Below are 21,222 nucleotides of genomic sequence, written 5' to 3' on the forward strand. Positions count from 1 at the left end.
TATTCTCCAAAAATTTATAATGCTAGTAAAAATTTAACTAACTCATCAAGCTCTGTTTGGCTTTTAATAGTATTTATATTTATCTTATATTTATCATTAACAATAAAGGTAGGAACTCCGGTGAGCGCACCTAACGCTGAATATTTATTTTGCTTATCTTGCAGTGCGCGTTCAGCAGAAATAATTGGCATGCTAGCAATATCACTATCAAACGTGTTGCTATCAATACCATTAATTTCTAGGAGTTTTTTAACATCTTTTATTTCTGTTAGCGGTGCACCTTGAATATGAATACTCTTAAATATTTGTTCAGCAATATTGTGTGCTTGACCATGCTTTTTAGCAATTAAATAAGCAAAACTTAAATTTGATTGTGTTTGCGGTGACACACCGCCTAAGAAGTTAACGTGATTTTTAATAAACACGACATCGTCTGGTAAGTTTTTTTCGATAGCTTTAGCAACAGGTTCAAACTTAAAGCAGTGGCCGCAATAGAATGAGAAAAACTCGGTTACTTGTGCAGTTGAACTTTTTTCTACATCAATAACTGTATATTGGTTATCAACTTCAAACTGTGCAGCAAAAGCTGCAAAGGGTAAACAAAGAAGCAATAAGCTAAGTTTTATTTTTTTAAGCATGTGTGTCTCATTGTAATAGTCTTTAAAGAAAATGTTATGGCAATAACTTTAACGGCTCTTCTTGTAATGCAGAAAGCTGCTCCTTGAGAGCTAAAATTTGTTGCTCCCAATATTTGTCATCTGCAAACCATGAAAAGTTCCGTACAAAAGCCGGATCACTCCATCTATTTGCGACCCAACCCATATAATGAATAATACGCATTGCTCGCAAAGGTTCAATCAATTTGAGTTGAGTGTGATCAAAATCACAAAACTCTTCATATGCGCCCACTAGGGTATCTAACTGTAACAGCTGTGTCATTCTGTCGCCACTGAGCATCATCCATAAATCTTGAATTGCAGGCCCTTGGCGGCTGTCGTCTAAATCAACAAACATAAGTGCGTCTCCTGCCCACAAAATATTGCCTGCGTGACAGTCCCCATGTAGACGTATCGTTTCTACCTCTTTGTATTGCGCTTGAGCTTTTTCTATTACTAAATCTAAAATAGTATAAAAAGCTGTTTTTAAACCAAGAGGGACTAAGTTACTTTTTTGTAGATGAACTTTAGCTGTATGCAAGTATTCTTCGCATGTCACTGTTGGCCGGTGCGTAAATGCTTTTGTTTTAGCAATTTGATGCATACGTCCAATTAAACGCCCTAACACATCAAGTTGATCTAAGTTATCAACTTCAAATAAGCGCCCGCCTACGCTAGGAAATAGCGTAAACCAATATCCTTGATGTTCAAACAAGCTTGCTCCGTTATGCACTATTGGGGCAACAACTGGCACTTCGGCCTCTGCTAGCTCAAATGCAAAATCGTGCTCTTCCTGAATTTGCTCTTTGCTCCAGCGCTCGGGGCGGTAAAACTTAACGACGTAGCGTTTCCCGCCTTCAGCGACAAATTGGTAAACTCTATTTTCGTAGCTATTTAAAGCAAGTAAACCAGACTCGGCATAAATACCAACGCTTTCGATAGCATCAAGAATAAGGTCAGGGGTTAAGTCAACAAAACTAAATTTACTCATATGCCTCTTATACAAAATAAAAGCGGGCTGCCCCGCTTTTGTTAATTTATTATCGCGCTTTGAAAAAGTTACTTGGCTGCAATATTTCGTTATCTGGTTCGTTAATTGGTGAAAGCACAAAGTTAAACTCTGTCATAGGTGCTTTTAAGTCATATGGATCCATTACTAATGATAAAGGCACATTGTGTGATTGCCCTGCTTGCACAGTGAATGACTGTTTTCCTATGTATTTAAAGTTATCTAAACCTTGTACTTTAATATTAAAAGTTTGCTCGTACTGCGCTTTATTAATGACCTTTAATGTATAGGTGTTTTCTACTAAACCATCAAAATCAACACGGTATAATTGGTTACGATCGCGAATAATATCAAAGTCCATTGTTTTACGCAGTGCGATGTTAGCCACGAGTGCGCTGGTTAATATTACTAAGATGACCGTGTAACCTATTATTTTAGCTCGCAAAGGATTTGTTTTATTTTCAGGTGTTTCGAGGTTTCGCTCTGTTGTATATGAAATAAGCCCACGCGGGTATTCCATTTTATCCATTACACCATCGCACGCATCTATACAGGCACCACAGTTTATACACTCGGCTTGTAGCCCATTTCTAATATCAATACCTGTTGGGCATACTTGAACACACAAATTACAGTCTATACAGTCACCCATTTCTAAATCTTGATGAGCGACTTTACGAGAACGAGGACCGCGACTTTCACCACGGTTTTCATCATAAGTTACCGTGTACGTGTCTTTGTCGAACATAGCCGACTGAAAGCGAGAATACGGACAAATGTGTAAGCACATAATTTCACGCATCCAACCTGCATTGCAATAGGTACATACTGCAAAGAAGATCACACTAACAAGCGCATATCCCCCTAGATTGAAAGTGACAAAATCAGGAAGCAACTCCCGAATAGGTGTAAAATAACCCACAAAAGAAATAGCGGTATATAACGAAAATAATATCCAACTAGTATGTTTAGCGGTTTTTCGCCAAAACTTATCAAAGTTCATTGGCCGCTCATCGAGCTTTTTACGCTGATTAGCTTTACCTTCACACTTTTCTTCAAACCAAATAAATATAAAAGTCCACACCGTTTGCGGGCAGGTATAACCACACCATACTCGGCCGTAAAAAGTAGTGACCAAAAACAGCGCAAAGGCCGCCAACATAAAAATAAAGGCTAAAATAGTAAAATCTTGAGGCCATAGTGTTAAGCCAAAAATATTGTACTTTTGACCCATCAAATCAAACAATACGGCCTGTTGACCGTTAAAGTTAATCCAAGGGAGCAACATAAATGCAAGTAAGCCTAAAAAACCGATGCGTTGCCTAAGTAACTGATGGAGGCCTTTTACAGCACGCACATAAATGCGGTTTCGGGGGTTGAATCTGTCGTCTTGGCGGCTTAAATCCGGTTTTTGGATTTTAACCTCTACAGGGATGTTCTTTACTTTAATTTGTTTGTCCATCGAAGTTCCTCAACGCCGCTTGGAAAGAAAAGTTCAGCAATATTCAAATACTCTAATATTATAAGGTCTAACAAGTTATTTGCTAACTATGCTCAGTTTAATAAATCGACACTTGAATACTTTCAGATATTTCAGAAATATCTGACTGCTGCTAGCCATTATACCAATATTGATTAGAATTACTGGTATTGATTGCTAATAATTTATTCACCCTCGCCACTTGCTTTTAAAACACATTTTATTACACTGCATAATAATTTAACCCTATTTAGATCAAGGTTTGCGCTTTCGTGAAAAAATTTATTATATTAGTCATTGTGATCCTTGCTTTTTTTACTATCGATCATCCGCTTATAAAAGAGCCAAGAGAAAAGCTTTTAGGTGAAGGCGTTAGCCTTTTAGGCGAGTCAACAAAAGTAAATAGAAACCCAGCAGCAAGCATGGCTAAAAGCAATATAAGCGCTCAATTGGGATTATCAGAATCTGAGCATGAATATGTAGAAAAAACATTTACAACAGATGATTCAGTACGATTATTTCATTTACGTTATTGTCGCGAACGTGATTTAAATCTGTATTTTTATGATGACCGCTTAAATACAGTATGCAAAATAGTGTCTGAATCGTTAGCGCAAAAGCGAGTGAAGTAATGGACTTTTCAAAATTGAATAAAAAAGCGAGCGACTCATTTCACAAACATCGAAATATGCTTAAGAAATTAGCGCAAGGAAAAGCATTGAAATGCGAACAGTGCAACACCATGCTAACACTCAATTTAGCCACTGGAGAGTCTGGTAAAGGCATAATAAAGTGCAAGCAAGGCTGCACAGACATAGAGTTAGAATTAGGCGCTTAATAAGATTTATAATAGGTTACTTATAAAAATAAGTAACCCAAAAGCTACTCGTCCCACCCTTCATCTGTATACAAACCACTATTAAGTGCGACAATTTCAATCAACTCGGCAAAGCCTAATGCAAAATCACCCATTAATTCATATTGCTGTAAGCAAAGCGATTGTAGTCCTAAGTTATTTTGCGCAGCGATAGTAGTAATGGCGTCTTCACCTAGAGCAAAAAAGCTTAATGTCGCTTGAGCGCTCTCTAATGCATCATTATATTCTGCTTCTAATTGCTCAGAGGTTAATAGTTTTTGAGTGTAAGTCGTTGTCGCTGTTAAAAAACCTTCACTCCAGCTTTTACAAAAATCAAAACTGTATTGCGTTGGTAATTTATAGCCAATCTCAAACACTTGCTCGCTTATTTGATGGTATAACGCCATAAATAAAAACAAGACTTCTTCGTCTAAATTATCTGTCGTGTTTGGTAAGATTTGTGCAATCCACTCATGCACGTCTAATGGCTCAGGAGAACAAATTACGCCAAACAAGTAACCTTGGCTTTGCGATAAGGTCATCGCTTCAGGCTGAGTATCTAAAAATGTGCTGAGCTGCGTAGCATGCAACTCAGTAAATTGAGGTAATTGCATTAAAACTCTTTATTTGTAAACATTAAAAATTAAGCGGATAACGACCTTCTCTATCTGGACGACCTAAAAACTTCACTGCATCGTGTACGTCTTTTGGTAATGTTGCATCAGGCTTTACGTATCCAGCTACTTTAAAATCGAAATTAGCCTTTAACATCGCATCAGCTTCAAGCCCTAAGGTGTTATCAGGATCAATAAGTATGGCTATGTCGCCAGACTTACAACTAAGGTTACCACCAAGCGGACCAATGTTAAACCAACCGTTTAAACCCTGTACATCAATATCTGGACTCGCTATTTCGCCTTTTAATGATTCACAATAGGGCGTGCCTGAGCTGTATTCATCAAGCTCTAATATTACGCGGCCTTTTGCTGTTACTGGCAGTGGTAATTGAATACGCTGCATTGCTCTTTCAACGGTGGAGCGAACAAGCCCATCAGTTACTTTAATTGTATTATTAAATAAGCCATAATTTACATTTGCATAGCCTGAAATATCGCTGCGCTCACGCGGATCACCAAACTTTAAATTAGTATTTAAGTTGCCGGTAAATAACTCCCATCCAGCAATATCCCAACGCACATTATTTAATTGCTCGCCATCAAAGCGTACTTGCATCATTTGCCCTTGCCAAATGCTACCAACGGTTTGACCTACTTCTAACTGCTTAGGTAGATAAGGTTTAGCTAAGTCCAATGCAATAACTGCGGGCAACTTAACAATACAAAAAATAATAAAGCTAAATAAAAATAAAATAGATAATGTTATTGTTTTTTTCATTAATTACTTCTCTAATACCAAGCGGCTTACGCGCACATAACCAGATTTATCATCGCGGCTTAAATCCAAGTTCTCGACACGTAAACCATGCTGATTAACAAGTTCATCGAGCCACTCTATCAAATGATTGAACTCGATTGAGTCGAGCGTCAAACGCAGTGAATCATTACTTGGCTGCATTTTGCTGATGCTAATTTTGTAGCGAGCACGCGTTGAGTTAACTATTTGGCTTAAATTTTGGCTACTGGCAATTTGTGTACTGCCCGCAGCTTTGAGTTTAACAATACTCTCATCAACCCAAACCAATAGCTCTTGTTGTTTAATTTGCGCTTGCTCAGCACGTTCTATTGCATTATTTAGTGGCCTAAAGATCCCCATTACTAAAATGAAAATAATAAACACACCACCTGCAATCATAACTAAATGTTGTTCTTGTTCCTTTAGCGAATGCCAATGTTGCATCAACTGCTTTTTCATACCGCACCTCGCAGTTTAATTTCACCCACGACAAAGTCGCCATCGTTATTCAATGAGCCTTGGTCAACCGTTAAACCTTGCTTTTCAAGCAATATTTTTACTTTACCGAAAGTTTGAAAATCCTTCGCCCTAGCTCGAATACGCAGCTCGTTACGACGCTTATCGTAGCGTAAATTTTCAGGTGTGAATTCACTCACTTGAGAAAATACATTAACTAAATTTGTTGTTAAGTCTAAAAAGCCAGCGTCGCTTGACCCCTGTATTTTTTTTAATGCGCCTCTAATTTGACTCTTAACAAGTTGCGGACGAACTTTAGTGCCTGGAAACGCATTCTGGTAACGCTCAACCACTTGTGCCTTTGTGATTTCTAGCTGAGTATTTAATTGATTTAATTCTACGGCCTTTATTGCAATAGTTGATACTAATGCAACACCTGTAATAACCGCAGCACTTTTCCAGTATCCCCACCATAATGTACTTTTCTTTTTAAGTTGATACATGCCTTGGCGAAGATTGAATTTAACGTTATCAAGCTGTTTAGCAAATAATGCTAAAGGTAAATCATAATCACTTGTTTGCGCTTGCAGGCTAACCGTTTCAGGAAATTGAGTCGCTGGGCTAAAATGCTTTATGTCAGGATTACCCATTGCCGTTAAATAACCATTTAACCAACTACTTTCTACAGCACTTATATGCCATTGACCTTGCTTAAATAACCATTGTCCATTGAGTTCTATGGCCGTTATTGCATCATCTGCTGTAGGTAATAACAAAGCATCTGGTAATATTTTATATACAGACAAATTATGCTCTACAAATAGCGCAAGCCATTGCTCAAACCACTCTTTATCGACCATAGCAACACGTATAGCATGTTGCTCATCTATCATGGTTGATTCACCGACCGCTATAAATAAATCATCTACGTCACATGCAATATCTTCTTCAAGCATATACGGTAGTGCTTGCTCAAGCTTACGATTCCATTTAGCAGGCAAAGTAACTGTTTTTAGCTGTACTTGATCACTTGGCAGTAAAATAACCACCTCACGACTTTGCGCTTTTTCACTTAGCTCGCTTAAATGACTGGCATTAGCAAGCTCTCCACTGGCTATTATTTCTTGTTCTTGTGGTGAGTATATTAACCAGTTAAGTGTTTCTTGTTCAGTTTGACCCGTGCGGATCAATAATATTTCTGTCACTGTACGCCTCCAAATTTTCGCGCCAGTATCGTTACGTCACCATTGCTGGCATACAGTAATGTGGTCATCGAAAAACGCAAATCAACAAACGTTGCCTGCGTTTGTAATTTAAAATATTCGCTATTAATACTAAATAAGTTTTCTACTGCTTTAATGTTTTTCCCGCCTTGCTGAAGTACTTGTTCAAAAAATACTTCTTTGCTATCAAACCCAGCTTCTGGTCTTGCTGCTATTACGGCCTCAGCCCCGGATAAACTCAACTCATCAATAAACGCACTGAGTAGGAGAGCTTGCTCTGGCGTTAATGTATTTATATTAATAGAAAGCAAAGTACTACCTGGAATAACACACACGTAAGGGAGTATTTTTTCCATTACCAGCGGATTAAAGCCTTTGATCAATCGTAGTTCTGAAGTTGATGCAAATAAGCTATTTGCGGTCAGGTATGGGAATTTTTGTGACAAATACTCTCCCTCTTCTGCACCTGAGCGATATGTAATGCTGTTGGCATCTAACCAATCAAATACACTGTCAGCCATTGCTTCTTCAGACTCATTCGCAGATAAGTCTTCTATGTTTTCAAGTAATGTAAACAATGCTTTATGCGCTGGGTTTGTTTTATTTGCACTATTTATATCAGGTTCTGCGGCTAAAGCATTCAAATTTAGGCAAGCTTGTAGGTCCGTTATTTTGCCACTCAGCTTGCCATTATCAACTGGATAAGGAACATCACCTTGTTTTGCCCATATTTGATCTAATGTTGTTTTCTCAGGGTCATCTTTTTTACTTTGAGTAAGTGCTTTAATAGCTAGTTCTTCTGCACCATATGCGTACCACTTAGCTTGCTGGTGTCCTTGCAAATTGGTACTTTTTTGTACTTGGACCATCAAATTAGCACTCATTTCTACAGCTAAAATAGCCGCTAACGCCACCATAAATAATACAATAACAATGGCAGCCCCACGCGATGATTGATACCCCATTATGGCGTGCCTCTGCTATTTTTATTAGTTGTATTAGGTGTTGAACCATTTGTTGCTGTACTCGTGGGCGTGATCACCTTGCCTTGTCCTGGCACTAAAAATACACGGCGAATTGGTTTCGCGTCAACTTGCTGCAATGTAACGGCAACCGCTTTCGGTAATGCCTTAATATCCCATTGCTCTAGCCATTTATTTTTGTCATCAAGAAATTCAAACTTTAGCTCTTCGATACCTTTGAGGATAACTTGCACTCGTGGTTCAGTGTTATCAAGTTGATCTACATACACGCGATACACTCTTTCTAAGTTATCATCAATCACTCTATAACCAACCGCTTGTAATTCTGAGCGGGGTAGTAAATTAATTGGATTTACCCAGCCATCACGCACAAACGCAATCCCATGATATTGGCTTTCTAAAACATAACGCCCAGCGAGTAAATAGAGCTCTTGTACATCGCCGGCTTCGTTTCGCACTGCGCGTTTAGTCATTTGGCTAAAGTCTTGATCCATTAACCTGAATGTAGTTTGTAAGCCATTTAACTCAGCTATTTTTTCATCTGAGGCATCTTTAGACCGTGTCGTAGTCTCTAATATTTGGTGAGTAGCAATAATAACAAAGGCTAAAATTCCTAGAGCGACCATTACTTCAAGTAATGTAAATCCACGTTGCTTCACTTATTTCTTACCTTTATTCAAATAGGTGGAAAGCTCATAAACAGAACGCTCGTACTTCTCGTCACTAAAAACAGTAATGGTTAATTTAACAAAGCTTTTGTCGGCCGTAGGCATCACATCTTGTTGCCAAAACCACTCAACCCCCGCCATTACTTCGCTACCACGCAACCCGCTTTTACTTTGCCATTGCTCACCTTTAGTGCGCTGCTCTACCAAGATATTTTCTGCGACCCATGAGGCATATGTTTGATCTTCAATGCTTGATAAGTGATGTATATGCTCGCTAGTTACTTGCATTGCTGCAATACCTGTCATAGCACAAATACTTAGCGCAACTAATACCTCTAATAAAGTAAATCCTTTATTGTTATCCATTATTCTGGCTCTCGGCGCAAATTAACAGGGGCAGTAAATTCACCCTCTATAAAGTAAACAGGCTCTCTTTGATCTTTTAACTCAAGTGTTAGCTGAAATGCACTGACTTCACCCGATGACAGTATAAGTACTTGAGGGATTTTGAGCTTTTTAAGTTCTAATAAGCTGTCTTCGTCGCCGCCGCTCATTAATTCACGCCAATTGGATTGTTCGAGTAAGTTATCTGCTGCCCACGCTAAATCTTCTAGGTTTAGTGTTAATTTAAAACGTTCGTCAAACTCAACGGGATTAAATAACTCTTCTCGGTCAAACGTTATCCATTTCTCACTATCAAAAACTAAAAATTCGAACTTATTTTTGTCTACCTGAAATCCCAATTCAACTTGGTTCAAAATAGCAAACTCTGATGCCATATTAATGGTGGTATGCAGCCTAAGTGCTTGAGTATCTAGCTCATCCTCTGCACCGCCTTCTAAGCTATATACCACCATTTTGGTAGCAAAAGCGATGATCACTAATACCACTAAAATTTCAATTAAACTAAAGCCTCGGCTTTTTCTATGCATACGTTCAGAGCTTACTTGCATAGCAAGCTCTGGTTATTAACGTATAAATTCAAAGCACTATTGATTAACATTATTGCTTCTCAGGATCCCAGTTACCTATATCATCCTCTGTACCAGCTTCACCATCAGGTCCAACAGAAAAAATATCAAACTTCCCGGCTTCTCCTGGGCTGATTAATTGGTATGGTTTACCCCATGGATCATCAGGTAATTCACTAATAAAACCACCATCTGGAAAACGCTTTGGTACCGGTTCAATATTCGTTTTATTTACAAGCGCTTCAAGGCCTTGCTCTGTGGTTGGATAGCTTTTATTTTTAAGCTTGTAAAGGCTCATTGCGTCTTCAAGTTGCTGAATATCCAAGTGTGCCTTATCAATTGCAGCCTCTTCTTGCTGACCCATAATATTAGGCGCAACAATTGACATAATCATCCCGATGATAACCAGTACCACCATCACTTCTAGTAAAGAAAAACCTGATTGTTTATTCACGTAATTACCTCATTATTCTAAAATATTAAGTAAAAATGGTTTAGGTAAAACCACTAATATATAAAAAAACTAAGCAAGAGTTAAAGCCCTACGGCTTTATTCATTGCCATTATTGGCTGCAAAATTGCCATCACTATAAACAGTACAATAACCGCCATAGAGGCAATCATTGCCGGTTCTAATAATTTTAACGATACATTAACCATACTTTCAAATTCGCGGTCTTGGTTATTTGCAGCGCGCTCTAGCATTTGTTCAAGTTCGCCTGACTTTTCGCCACTGGCTATCATATGCAGCATCATCGGTGGAAACAACTTAGTTTGCTGAAGGGCAGCTCGTAAACTAGCACCTTCACTCACTCTATCGGAAGCATCCGCCACTGCTTTTTTAATTTTTTCATTTACTAACACCCCACCCGATATACGCATTCCCTCGAGTAAAGGTACTGAGCTTGATGACAAAATACTTAGCGTTCGCGCAAAGCGAGCTGTATTTATACCACGTGCAACCTTACCAATACCTGGCATGTGGAGTATTCGATTGTCCCACCAAAAACGTATTTTTGGTTTTTTTAAGGCATGTTTAATACCAATAGCGATGCCAGTGATAGCAATTAAACTGATAAACCAATAGTTTTGTACAAAATGACTACCGGCCATTACCCACTCTGTTGTCCAAGGGAGTACTTGCTTGGTTTTTTCAAAGGTTTTTAATATTTTAGGGACTACTGTTCCCAGCAAAACCGCAACAATACCAATGGCAAATATAACCAGAATAATAGGGTAAACCATAGCTTGCGTAATTTGGCTGCGCATATGTTGGCGTTGCTCAGTGTAATCAGCTAATCGATTTAATACCTGATCTAAATGACCCGACTTTTCACCTGCTGCAACCATTGCACGGTATAAGTCATCAAACACATGTGGAAATTCACTCATACCATCGGCAAGTGTATAACCTTCAACAACCTTTGAACGTACCGACATCAACATGCGCTTTAAACGTGGTTTTTCGCATTGCTCGGCTACGGCCATGACGGCTCCCTCAACAGGCAATGCGGATTGAATTAACGTGGCCAATTGACGGGTGATAAGTGCTAAATCAGAAGTAGATATAGTGGGTTTAAAAAAGCTACCTAATAAAGGCGCTTTTTCACCTTTTACTTGTTTGTCACTTTGCGCTGCTGGGACTACCTCAAGTGGCGTTAATTTTTGATCACGTAAAATTTGGCGAATTTGTTTCGCGGTATCAGCCTCTAAAATACCTTTTTTTTCTTTACCCCTACCATCTAAGGCACGATACTCAAACGCCGCCATAATTAACCTTCCTCACGGGTAACACGCAATACTTCTTCAAGTGTTGTTTTGCCTGCAAGTACACGGCTACACCCATCTTGACGGATGCTTGGACTGCGTTTACGAATGTATTTCTCTACGCTTTGCTCACCTTTACCGTTGTGAATCATTTCACGTATTGTTTCATCAACTACCAGCAACTCATGAATACCAGTACGACCACGGTAACCATTGAAGTTACACTCCTCACAACCTACAGCTCGATAAATCGTCGGTTGGCTTTCAAAAGGAGCACCTAACAGCTGACATTCATGCTCGTCTGCTGTGTGGCCTTCTTTACAGGTATTACATAACGTACGTACTAAACGTTGCGACAACACACCGAGCAATGAAGATGAAAGTAGGAATGGTTCAACACCCATATCTTCCATACGGGTAATTGCACCCGATGCGGTATTAGTATGCAGAGTAGACATAACAAGGTGACCGGTAAGTGACGCTTGAACACCAATTTGCGCAGTTTCAAGATCGCGTATTTCACCCACCATCACTACATCAGGATCTTGACGTAATATTGCACGCAAACCTCGAGCAAATGTCATATCAACTTTGCTATTAACTTGTGTTTGGCCAATGCCTGGGATCTCGTACTCAATTGGATCTTCAACAGTTAAAATATTACGATCACGTGAGTTAATTTGACTCATACCAGCGTATAAAGTGGTACTTTTACCAGAGCCCGTTGGCCCTGTTACCAAAATAATGCCGTGGGGTTTACTAATTAAATCTGAAAACAATGCACGATTATCTGCGGTCATACCTAAGTCTTCAAGATTTAGGCGGGCATTATTTTTATCAAGTAAACGCAGTACTACACGCTCACCAAAACTCGATGGCATTGTAGATACACGCACGTCAACTGCACGTCCTGCAATACGAAGACTAATGCGACCATCTTGTGGGATACGCTTTTCGGCTATATCAAGCTTAGCCATTACTTTTATACGCGACACCAATAGAGAGGCCAGTTTTCGATTTGGCTTAAGCACTTCTTTTAATACACCATCCACCCTGAAACGAATAACAAGCTCTTGCTCGAAGGTTTCGATATGTATATCAGACGCGCCCTCTTTAATTGCCTCGCTCAGCATGGCATTAATGAGTTTTATGATAGGTGCATCATCGTCACCAGCAAGTAAGTCTTCAGTTTGCGGGAGTTCATCAGCAAGTGAGAATAAATCAACTTCATTGCCAATGTCTTCCATCATCTGCTGGGTTTCCGAACTATCTCGCTGATAAGATGCTTCAAGCAATAGTTCAAACTTATCATCCGCAAGCTGCTCAAGCGTAAAACCATGCCCTGCAATACGGCGTACTTCTAATAGTACCTCCACATCAAGCTCGCCACGGTAATATACTATTCGATGCTCTTTATTTTTGCTCAGTAATACACCAGCACGTCTTGCGTACGAAAACGGTAATCGCTTTGCGGGGAGTTCGATTAGCACATCATCGATTGATAGCTCGTCCTGCTTATGCATTTTAGGATGAACCACATCTTGGTTTATCTCTTCAATCGCATTAGTCATCTTTACGCTCTTGTGCATTTTGTTTACGTAAAGAATCTTCATACGTTGGTGGCAGTACTAATTCATCATTCCATTCAGGTAAAATTGGTGAATCAGTCGCAGGCATTAACTCAATCCCATCTTCGCGCTGTTTAAATTGCTCACCACGAATAAAGTTATACTTGTTAAAGCTTAACTTATTCATGCTTATACCATCACGAATAATAGTCGGGCGAATAAATACAATTAGATTACGCTTTTTGCGCGTTGTATTTGTTGATCTAAACAGATGCCCTAATACAGGTATGTCCCCTAGTAATGGCACCTTAGAAACACTCTCTTGTACGTCTTCATCAATCAAACCACCCAAAACAACCATGCCACCATCATCGGCCATAACGGTTGTTTTAATTGAACGTTTATTCACTGAAATATCAACAGCGGTTGCACCACTAACACTCGACACCTCTTGTTCAATAGTAAGCTGTACCGCTGAGCCATCATTAATTTGCGGTGTTACTTTTAGTTTAATACCGACCTCTTGGCGCTCAACCGTTTGGAATGGATTACTACCATTATCTGTACCTGTTTGAGAGCCAGTAATAATAGGCACTTCTTGACCGACTAAAATAGATGCTTCTTGGTTATCCATTGTTGTAATAGACGGTGTTGCCAGTATATTTGAGTTAGTATTGGTTGATACTGCCTGTATAATAGCGCCCCAATCATTTTTTATCACACCCATTGCTAAACCATTAATACCACCCAATATTGAAGCTAAAGGGCCATAGTCACCCTCAGAAGTTTCGTTATATTGAGTAGGTGTGCCTGTTTCAGTACCTATGATCGTTTTAGTCACTGTTTTATCTCGAGATAGTTCAGCTGCTACCGCAACAGACCCAACAGGAACCGTTTTACCATTGTTAAATTGCAGCATACCACCTTGTTCAGAAATCCATTGCAACCCGAGGTTAACCCCATCGCCTTCCATCACTTCTATAATTATGGCTTCGACTAAAACTTGTGCACGACGAATATCTATTCGCTCTATTACTGATTCAAGTGAACGCATTGTGTCTGGTTGCGCTGTGATAATTAATGAGTTGGAATCTGGGTGGGCTTCAATACTGGTTTCATTTTTACTGCGGCTACGTGTTTTTGTCGCCCCGCCTTGCGCATCATCCGTTAGCGATTTACTAACGCCTTGTAATACTTTCACTAAATCTTCAGCTTTCGCGTAGTTTAGGTAAAATACCTTTGTATTACCTTGGCTTTCTAACTCCCCATCTAAGCGCTTAATAAGTTCAATTGCACGCGTACGAGCTTGACCTTCACCACTTACAATTACACTATTAGTTCGGCCATCTGCCACTACTTTTGGAATTAAGAACTCAGGAACACTGCCTTTACCATTATCTTTGTAGATATTATCGACCACTGACACTACATCATCAGCAGTAGCAAACTTAAGCTTAACTATATCTACACGCTTATCGCCAGCTTGATCAACCGAACGAATAATCTCAACTAAACGATTAACCGATGCTGCATGACCCGTAAGCATCATCACATTTGCCGCATTAAAGTTTGCAACATGACCACCATCTTTTTGGTCACTAAATTGCCTTACCAGTGGGCCAAGTTCTTGTACGCTTACGTTTTTAACTCGTACAACTCGTGTGATCATCATGTCGCCGCTAGCGTCACTACCTTCGGTAATTAGTGGTACATTAGACTTTTTAGCATCAGAACTTTTTTCTATTTTTATAATGCCATTATCCATTTCAACGGCCGAGTAACCGTAAACTTCCAATACATTTAAAAAGAACTGATAATAAAGTGCTTCATCCATTAACTCATAGCTGCGTACGTTTACTTTGCCACGCACATTAGGGTCAATGATGACTGTTTTATTAAGGTTTTTACCAACGATGTTGATAAACTCGTTGATATCTGTCCCTTTAAAGTTAGCAGCGTATTCAACAGCTGAAACTGACAATGAAATACTTGCCGCTAAAAAAAGTGCCGCGTACTTAGCTAACCCTTTTTTAATTTTTTTGAGGTGTAGCACCTGAACCATTATATTAAAACTCCAAAGCTATGTTATTGCAGACTAAATTGCACATCTATTTGTTCGCCATCACGTTCTATAGTGATATTGGCATCCGTGCTATTGCGCAGCTCATTAATAGCTGACATTGCCTGTTTTAGATCTGTTAGTTGATAGCCATTAATTGCAATAGCTAAATCGTTATTTTGTAAACCCATTTGCTTAAATAATGCAGGTTCTTTACCTGGACTTAAGCGATAACCAATGAGCTCTCCATCGTTCATTGCTTGTGAAACACGTATGTAATCAAATAATTTACCTGGTTCTTCGAGTAATTCTTCACGTGTCTCTATTATTGATTGCTTTACTTGCGGATCAGCAGTGGCATCTATTTTCAGCTCACTCGATACAAATTGCTGCGGCCCCATATCTTCATCATTACGTGCAGCTAAAACAGGCATCGATACCGTTTTAGTAAAATCGAGACCATCGAGCATTAATGTTTCAAAGCGGCCACTCACGTTTAAAATTACACGGTCTGGTAATATTTGCGCCACTTTAGCTCGGGTACCTTGTACAACATCTTCAGCTAAATAACTTACTTGTTTACCTTGTGATTCAATAATCGCCACTCCACCTTGATCATCATTACTCACCGCAACAATACCAGTGAGATTAATACTTAGGCGAGTCTCTGGCGCATTGTTAACAACCTGCGATTGCTGCGCAGTGTTATTGTTATTTGTTACAATTGCTTTACCGAATAAAAATTGTTCAATGATATGTTGGGCCGAACTATTACGAACATTATTTGATTGACTAGTATGTTGCGCAGGAGCAAGAGGAGATATAACCGGCTTTGGCCAAACAAGCCAAACTAATTTTGATAATAAAAAAGCAAGGTAAACAACAACTAACAGTGTAACTAACGCACTTAATTTAGCATGCGGTAACCGCGTTAAAAATTGTTTAAATTGCTGAATTTGCTGTTCCATAAATAGTATTCTTATTTTAATTTACTGCGTAAGCGCGTACCCATAGTACCCTTTCATTTTTCATTCAACAAGAGTACTAATATTAAACTTTGTAAACAGAATGAATTAATTTAACTTGTCTGTATAAAAAGCAAACTTCCTATGTAATACCTTCATCCGATGATGATTCCATGATAAATTTTAAGTTATAACTAAAGTGGATAGAATGCCTTATGAGTAAAAGAAGTAATAGCAAGTCAAACTCAGACCATGCAGACGAAGTAAAAGTTCGATTAGATAAATGGCTATGGGCAGCACGTTTTTATAAAACACGCGCAGCTGCTCGTGAAATGGTACAAGGCGGTAAAGTACATTATAATGGCCAGCGTACCAAAGCGAGTAAAATTGTAGAGGTTGGAGCAACCGTTAAACTTGCTCAAGGCGTGGATGAAAAAATAGTTACTATATTAAAAGTGCTTGAAAACCGACAAAGCGCCCCCATTGCACAGACCTTGTATCAAGAATCTGCTGCAAGTATTGTTAAACGCGAAGAGAATACCATCGCACGTAAAAATAACAGCTTCTTTGCACCTCATCCGGTAAAAAAACCAGATAAAAAGCAAAGACGCGAACTCTTAAAAATGAAATCAAGTTAGGTAAAGCCGCTCATGCAACAAGATTTACTTCACCGTTATTTATTCAATGAACTAGATGTTCGTGGCGAACTCGTTCAAATCGAAAGTACCTACAATGAAATGATTGCCGATCATAATTATCCGGCTCCTGTTAAAGCATTACTAGGTGAATTGCTCGTTGCAACATGCTTACTCACTGCAACTTTAAAGTTTGAAGGTGAAATAGCCGTACAGTTACAAGGTGATGGGCCTGTTAAATACGCAGTTATTAATGGCGACGATAAACAAAATATGCGTGGTATCGCTCGTTTGCAAAGTGAAGTAACAGGGACCACCGTGAAAGAGCTTATCGGCCAAGGTTACATGGTGATAACTATTACCCCAGATAAAGGCGAACGCTACCAAGGCATTGTGCCTTTAGAACACGATACATTGAGTGAGTGTATTGAAAGTTACTTTGAGCAGTCAGAGCAATTAAAAACACGTCTTTGGTTTGCAACTGATACAACTGAAGGCAGCGCTAAAGCATGTGGTTTATTTTTACAAGTACTCCCTGTTGACAAGCAAAAATCAATTGAAGACTTTGCCCATTTAGAAGCCCTAAGTAATACGATTAAAAACGAAGAACTATTACATCTTGATGCTAATACAGTGCTTACTCGCTTATACCACGAAGATAACCCTCGTGTGTTCGAACCACAGGCCATTAAATTTAAGTGTGGTTGCAGTCGCGAGAAAACAATTACTGCCCTTGTCAATATAGGACAGCAAGACCTACTTAAAGATATTGATGAAAAAGGTTCGGTTAACATTAGCTGTCATTATTGTTTAAAAGAATATGTTTTTAATGAACAAGACGTAAAAAACATTTTTAATTAAGAACCCCCTCTAAAAAAAGTACACTCTGAAAAGCTGTAAACACTGCAGCTTTTTTGTTCATAAAAAATGATACCGGTGTCATAAAACTAACAACTTTTATGACACCGGTATCATTGAAATTATTCATGTTTTTTACTAAATATATGTGTTTTTAACGCTTTCATAGGCTCGAACATCCCCAACCCTTCTGTTACTATAATTACAGCTTAAGGTAATTAAGAACCCAGAGCTATCCGTTCAATCTCTCATATAGTTAGGTATAAACATGACTTCAAGCGCTACACGTTTTGTCGATTTAACCGCAGCTGAACTTGTCGAGCACGCGATCCGCCGTGGCGAAGGGACTTTAGCCGCAAACGGAGCTTTTGTTGCAATCACCGGTCGTCGTACTGGTCGTTCACCAAAAGATCGTTTTATTGTTCAAGAAGTAACTACTCAAGACGATATCCAATGGGGCAACGTAAATCGCCCATTCGATGAAGATAAATTTGACGCACTATGGGCTCGCGTAGAAGCACATGTTCAAAGTAACGACCACTTCACCTCTCACCTAGAAGTTGGCGCGGACACCGAGCATTACTTGCCTGTTATTGTAACTACAGAAACAGCGTGGCATCATATTTTTGCCAAAAATATGTTTATTGAACCACAAAATTACAACGCTTCTGATCTGCCTCAATGGCAAGTGATGAACGTCCCGTCATTTGTATGTGAGCCAGAACGTGATGGCACAAATAGCGATGGCACGGTTATTATTAACTTCGCGCAGCGTAAAGTGTTACTTGCGGGTATGCGTTATGCCGGTGAAATGAAAAAATCGATGTTCTCTGTCCAAAATTTCCTACTACCAGCAAAAGGTGTATTACCAATGCACTGCTCTGCAAATGTAGGCGAAGCTGGCGATACTGCATTATTTTTTGGTTTATCAGGTACTGGTAAAACAACGTTATCTGCAGATCCAACTCGCTTTTTAATCGGCGATGATGAACATGGTTGGGCACCCGGTAGTGTATTTAACATCGAAGGCGGTTGTTACGCTAAATGTATCGATCTTTCTCAAAAGAATGAACCTGTTATTTGGGATGCTATTCGTTTCGGTACAATTTTAGAAAACGTCGTGTTAGATAAAAAAGGCGTTCCAGATTTTCACGATACGAGCCTAACTCAAAATAGCCGTGCGGCCTATCCGCTTGAGCACGTTGAAAAGCGAAAAGTAGAAAACCGTGCAGGCGAACCAAAAGCCGTTGTTTTCTTAACATGTGATGTTAGTGGTGTACTACCACCGGTATCAATACTCAGCGAAGAAGCCGCCGCATTTCATTTTTTAAGTGGTTATACAGCAAAAGTAGGATCGACTGAAATTGGTTCTACAAGTGATATTGAATCTACGTTTTCAACATGTTTTGGTGCACCATTTTTCCCTCGTCCAGCAGGCGTTTACGCCGAGTTACTAATGAAACGAGTACGCGAGTTTGGCGCTAAAGTATATTTAGTTAATACCGGCTGGACAGGTGGTCCTTACGGCACTGGTAAACGTTTTGACATTCCAACAACTCGCGCAGTTGTAGATGCAATCGTATCAGGTAAATTAGCAAGTGTTGAAACACAACATATCGATGTATTAAACCTTGATGTACCTGTTGAAGTTCCGGGTGTAGATACTAACTTACTCAATCCTATCAATACTTGGGAAGATAAAGCTAAGTACAATGAATATGCCGCTAAACTTGCTGCTGACTTCACTGAAAACTTTGCTAAGTACGATGTGTCTGATGATATAAAGAATGCAGGGCCTAAAGCTTAATTATTTTTTTATAAATTAGCTTTGAATTTGCATTAAAACGCCAGCTCACGCTGGCGTTTTTGATCCATTCAACGAATATCCCATGCCAACACTAAGTAACCTAAACTCTTTATAATAAATCTATCTCTAGCAGCTATTTTTTGCGCTAACTGCGTTGAATTTACTTGCAATAGGCCCGCTATTGACGCATAAAGTTGCCTTTTTTTCACTGAAAATCTCTGGCTGGGGAAAATAAATTTAAATATCATCATGATTCAATACGTAGTAAATCTCTTAACCAGAGTTCAGGTTAAGTAAATAAGGGAATGGATGGATAATTACGAGATTGTTGAATTCTGCAACAAGATAGCTTGAGTGCCAGCTAGCTTGATGCATTATAACTACTGAGTACTTACCCTCAGATATAGATTTGATATAAGCTTTAAATGTTTTCTCATTCCTTCACTATTACTCACCAGTAAACAAGTGCTTCAGTATGTCTGTTACTAATACAAACAGCGCCGAAAAGGTATGAATACTCAAATTGCTGCTGTTGAATCGCTCTTGGTCTTGCTCCTTTCTCTGCCCAGATTTTAGTGGTTGTGCTTCTTTGACCAAACCGTGCTTCATCTTGAAACCAAACAAGCACGTTATCAAGAGACACATGTTCTGGGGTCTTAAGGACCGTTTCGATTTAGAATTTTTTAAAAGCGTCTTGTGCTTGAGCTGATTGCTTTCGACTACATATGATTTTACTAGGGCGTGTTGACCTTTCGTGATTGATTTCTCAGCAGACTGTTTAGTATTCAGGCAAGGCAGACCTATGCCGTGTGGGCATTCCCCATAAATTGGCGATAACGCAGCATAAATGCCAGACATGCGCTGCCCTTTAGATTCTTTCTAGGAACGATTAACTCTTTGTTACTCGGTTTTTACTTAGCCCACTAAACCATGATCAAAGTATGCTTTGCTCCAAATATTTATACTTCTTCTGCTCACTTTTAAAAAAGCGATTTCGGTTCTATTTTTTCCCCTCAGTAAAGCGGGGATCGGCAAATAACTTCAATCGATGCTGAGCATTAGATCTGGTATTTATTAATAAAGGAAAGTTTTGGTACATATCCACTCCTGTTAATACAGCTATTATACCAATCTGCTTATATATGGGGTCTATTTAGCGTAAAGAAAATTACGCTAGAACTAGGCAAAAAATTTTTGTATCTAGTTGTTCTAAATAAAAATTTTTAACTACATTATAGTGCAATTTAATTATTTAAATTGATCAAAGATTTATACAGTTTGGTATCACTAGCATCGCCGGAGGCTGTCTTCAGGCTGTTCCAATTTGAGTTTGTACAACCTAAATTAATTTTTCTACAGACGTAAAAAAGCCCGAATCGTTAGATTCAGGCTCTCTACAATTTGAAGTGTGTGCGCTACGCAGTAGAATGTCGTCGTGCCCTCAGCGGTGGAGAGCCACAGTGAAATGCTACATCGTTTATTGTCCGCTATTCACCCACATTTACTTTCCTACAGACGTAAAAAAGCCCGAATCGTTAGATTCGGGCTCTCTACAATTTGAAGCCTGTATAATGTCATAGTGCCCACAGCGGTAAAAAGTCACATAGCAAATGGGATACTATCTTTGCGTCGGGGCGGCCTTCCGTGGGGCTCGCCTTCGAGCTGTTTTGTTTCACTACTGAGTTCGGTTTGGGCTCTTGGCTATTAGCTAAATCCCAGATAGCAAAAAACCCGTCACATTGCTGTAACGGGTTTCTTTAATTTGAAGCCTGGTAATGTCCTACTTTCACATAGCAAATGCTACACTATCATCGGCGCTGTTTCGTTTCACTACTGAGTTCGGCATGG

23 protein-coding genes are annotated in these 21,222 nt (G+C 39.2%); 5 read left to right on the forward strand and 18 right to left on the reverse strand.

From position 1 onward, the window contains the following. Positions 1 to 14: 14 nt before the first annotated feature. From ACJJVZ_RS18710 to ccoG, 3 genes are read right to left on the reverse strand one after another with little or no spacing between them, the layout of a single operon-like run. Complete coding sequence (locus ACJJVZ_RS18710; protein ID WP_138585102.1) at positions 15 to 638, reverse strand: thiol:disulfide interchange protein DsbA/DsbL; 624 nt, start codon at positions 636 to 638, stop codon at positions 15 to 17. 34 nt (positions 639 to 672) lie between these two features. Further along, positions 673 to 1,647 (reverse strand): serine/threonine protein kinase, encoded by a 975-nt coding sequence (locus ACJJVZ_RS18715; protein ID WP_138585103.1) that lies wholly within the window; start codon positions 1,645 to 1,647, stop codon positions 673 to 675. 49 nt (positions 1,648 to 1,696) lie between these two features. Next, a complete protein-coding gene (gene ccoG, locus ACJJVZ_RS18720) occupies positions 1,697 to 3,127 on the reverse strand; it encodes a cytochrome c oxidase accessory protein CcoG (protein ID WP_405602667.1) in 1,431 nt (476 codons plus the stop codon). Between the two features lie 290 nt (positions 3,128 to 3,417). On the opposite strand from ccoG, the gene ACJJVZ_RS18725 reads away from it, so the two are divergent. Then, the gene (locus ACJJVZ_RS18725) at positions 3,418 to 3,777 is read left to right on the forward strand and encodes a hypothetical protein (RefSeq protein ID WP_077536650.1); all 360 of its coding nucleotides are present in this window, start codon (positions 3,418 to 3,420) and stop codon (positions 3,775 to 3,777) included. Next, positions 3,777 to 3,983 carry a hypothetical protein gene (locus ACJJVZ_RS18730; RefSeq protein WP_077536649.1) on the forward strand — a complete coding sequence of 69 codons (207 nt, stop codon included), beginning with the start codon at positions 3,777 to 3,779 and terminating at the stop codon, positions 3,981 to 3,983. The genes ACJJVZ_RS18725 and ACJJVZ_RS18730 overlap by 1 nt, the downstream gene beginning before the upstream one ends. A 44-nt stretch (positions 3,984 to 4,027) precedes the next feature. Here the strand turns inward: ACJJVZ_RS18730 and ACJJVZ_RS18735 are convergent, their stop codons facing one another. The 13 genes from ACJJVZ_RS18735 to gspC form a co-directional block, all read right to left on the reverse strand. Continuing rightward, positions 4,028 to 4,615, reverse strand: coding sequence for a UPF0149 family protein (locus ACJJVZ_RS18735; RefSeq protein ID WP_405602670.1), 588 nt, complete (start codon positions 4,613 to 4,615; stop codon positions 4,028 to 4,030). A gap of 22 nt (positions 4,616 to 4,637) precedes the next feature. Then, the gene (locus ACJJVZ_RS18740; RefSeq protein ID WP_405602672.1) at positions 4,638 to 5,396 is read right to left on the reverse strand and encodes a type II secretion system protein N; all 759 of its coding nucleotides are present in this window, start codon (positions 5,394 to 5,396) and stop codon (positions 4,638 to 4,640) included. Positions 5,397 to 5,399: 3 nt separating this feature from the next. Beyond that, positions 5,400 to 5,873, reverse strand: coding sequence for a type II secretion system protein GspM (gene gspM, locus ACJJVZ_RS18745; RefSeq protein WP_077536646.1), 474 nt, complete (start codon positions 5,871 to 5,873; stop codon positions 5,400 to 5,402). Beyond that, positions 5,870 to 7,075 (reverse strand): type II secretion system protein GspL, encoded by a 1,206-nt coding sequence (gene gspL / locus ACJJVZ_RS18750; protein WP_405602675.1) that lies wholly within the window; start codon positions 7,073 to 7,075, stop codon positions 5,870 to 5,872. The genes gspM and gspL overlap by 4 nt, the downstream gene beginning before the upstream one ends. Then, complete coding sequence (gspK, locus tag ACJJVZ_RS18755) at positions 7,072 to 8,058, reverse strand: type II secretion system minor pseudopilin GspK (RefSeq protein ID WP_273047312.1); 987 nt, start codon at positions 8,056 to 8,058, stop codon at positions 7,072 to 7,074. Before gspK ends, gspL begins: the two co-directional genes overlap by 4 nt. Continuing rightward, a complete protein-coding gene (gene gspJ, locus ACJJVZ_RS18760; protein WP_193154637.1) occupies positions 8,058 to 8,735 on the reverse strand; it encodes a type II secretion system minor pseudopilin GspJ in 678 nt (225 codons plus the stop codon). Before gspJ ends, gspK begins: the two co-directional genes overlap by 1 nt. Continuing rightward, entirely contained in the window at positions 8,736 to 9,110 is a 375-nt protein-coding gene (gene gspI / locus ACJJVZ_RS18765; protein WP_077536642.1) for a type II secretion system minor pseudopilin GspI, read from the reverse strand. After that, positions 9,110 to 9,697 carry a type II secretion system minor pseudopilin GspH gene (gene gspH / locus ACJJVZ_RS18770; protein WP_193154635.1) on the reverse strand — a complete coding sequence of 196 codons (588 nt, stop codon included), beginning with the start codon at positions 9,695 to 9,697 and terminating at the stop codon, positions 9,110 to 9,112. Before gspH ends, gspI begins: the two co-directional genes overlap by 1 nt. A gap of 49 nt (positions 9,698 to 9,746) precedes the next feature. Continuing rightward, the gene (gene gspG / locus ACJJVZ_RS18775) at positions 9,747 to 10,169 is read right to left on the reverse strand and encodes a type II secretion system major pseudopilin GspG (RefSeq protein WP_077536640.1); all 423 of its coding nucleotides are present in this window, start codon (positions 10,167 to 10,169) and stop codon (positions 9,747 to 9,749) included. 80 nt (positions 10,170 to 10,249) lie between these two features. Next, complete coding sequence (gene gspF, locus ACJJVZ_RS18780; RefSeq protein ID WP_193154633.1) at positions 10,250 to 11,485, reverse strand: type II secretion system inner membrane protein GspF; 1,236 nt, start codon at positions 11,483 to 11,485, stop codon at positions 10,250 to 10,252. 2 nt (positions 11,486 to 11,487) lie between these two features. Beyond that, positions 11,488 to 13,053, reverse strand: a complete 1,566-nt coding sequence (gene gspE, locus ACJJVZ_RS18785; protein WP_405602679.1) for a type II secretion system ATPase GspE — start codon at positions 13,051 to 13,053, stop codon at positions 11,488 to 11,490. Next, positions 13,046 to 15,112, reverse strand: a complete 2,067-nt coding sequence (gspD, locus tag ACJJVZ_RS18790; RefSeq protein WP_405602681.1) for a type II secretion system secretin GspD — start codon at positions 15,110 to 15,112, stop codon at positions 13,046 to 13,048. The genes gspE and gspD overlap by 8 nt, the downstream gene beginning before the upstream one ends. Positions 15,113 to 15,135: 23 nt before the next feature. Next, a complete protein-coding gene (gene gspC / locus ACJJVZ_RS18795; protein WP_282131969.1) occupies positions 15,136 to 16,077 on the reverse strand; it encodes a type II secretion system protein GspC in 942 nt (313 codons plus the stop codon). Positions 16,078 to 16,289: 212 nt separating this feature from the next. Here gspC and hslR point away from each other — a divergent pair, with 212 nt between their 5' ends. The 3 genes from hslR to ACJJVZ_RS18810 all read left to right on the forward strand — a co-directional run bounded on the left by hslR (position 16,290) and on the right by ACJJVZ_RS18810 (position 19,374). Then, a complete protein-coding gene (hslR, locus tag ACJJVZ_RS18800) occupies positions 16,290 to 16,712 on the forward strand; it encodes a ribosome-associated heat shock protein Hsp15 (protein ID WP_405602684.1) in 423 nt (140 codons plus the stop codon). Positions 16,713 to 16,724: 12 nt separating this feature from the next. Beyond that, a complete protein-coding gene (gene hslO, locus ACJJVZ_RS18805; protein WP_405602686.1) occupies positions 16,725 to 17,570 on the forward strand; it encodes an Hsp33 family molecular chaperone HslO in 846 nt (281 codons plus the stop codon). 265 nt (positions 17,571 to 17,835) lie between these two features. Next, the gene (locus tag ACJJVZ_RS18810; RefSeq protein WP_405602689.1) at positions 17,836 to 19,374 is read left to right on the forward strand and encodes a phosphoenolpyruvate carboxykinase; all 1,539 of its coding nucleotides are present in this window, start codon (positions 17,836 to 17,838) and stop codon (positions 19,372 to 19,374) included. Positions 19,375 to 19,442: 68 nt separating this feature from the next. On the opposite strand, the gene ACJJVZ_RS18815 is transcribed toward ACJJVZ_RS18810, so the two are convergent. Continuing rightward, positions 19,443 to 19,583 carry a hypothetical protein gene (locus tag ACJJVZ_RS18815; RefSeq protein ID WP_405602691.1) on the reverse strand — a complete coding sequence of 47 codons (141 nt, stop codon included), beginning with the start codon at positions 19,581 to 19,583 and terminating at the stop codon, positions 19,443 to 19,445. Between the two features lie 238 nt (positions 19,584 to 19,821). Then, a complete protein-coding gene (locus tag ACJJVZ_RS18820; RefSeq protein WP_405602693.1) occupies positions 19,822 to 19,983 on the reverse strand; it encodes a hypothetical protein in 162 nt (53 codons plus the stop codon). Positions 19,984 to 21,222: the final 1,239 nt, after the last annotated feature.

Source organism: Pseudoalteromonas sp. Ld19, assembly GCF_045064135.1.
Classification (GTDB): domain Bacteria; phylum Pseudomonadota; class Gammaproteobacteria; order Enterobacterales; family Alteromonadaceae; genus Pseudoalteromonas; species Pseudoalteromonas aliena.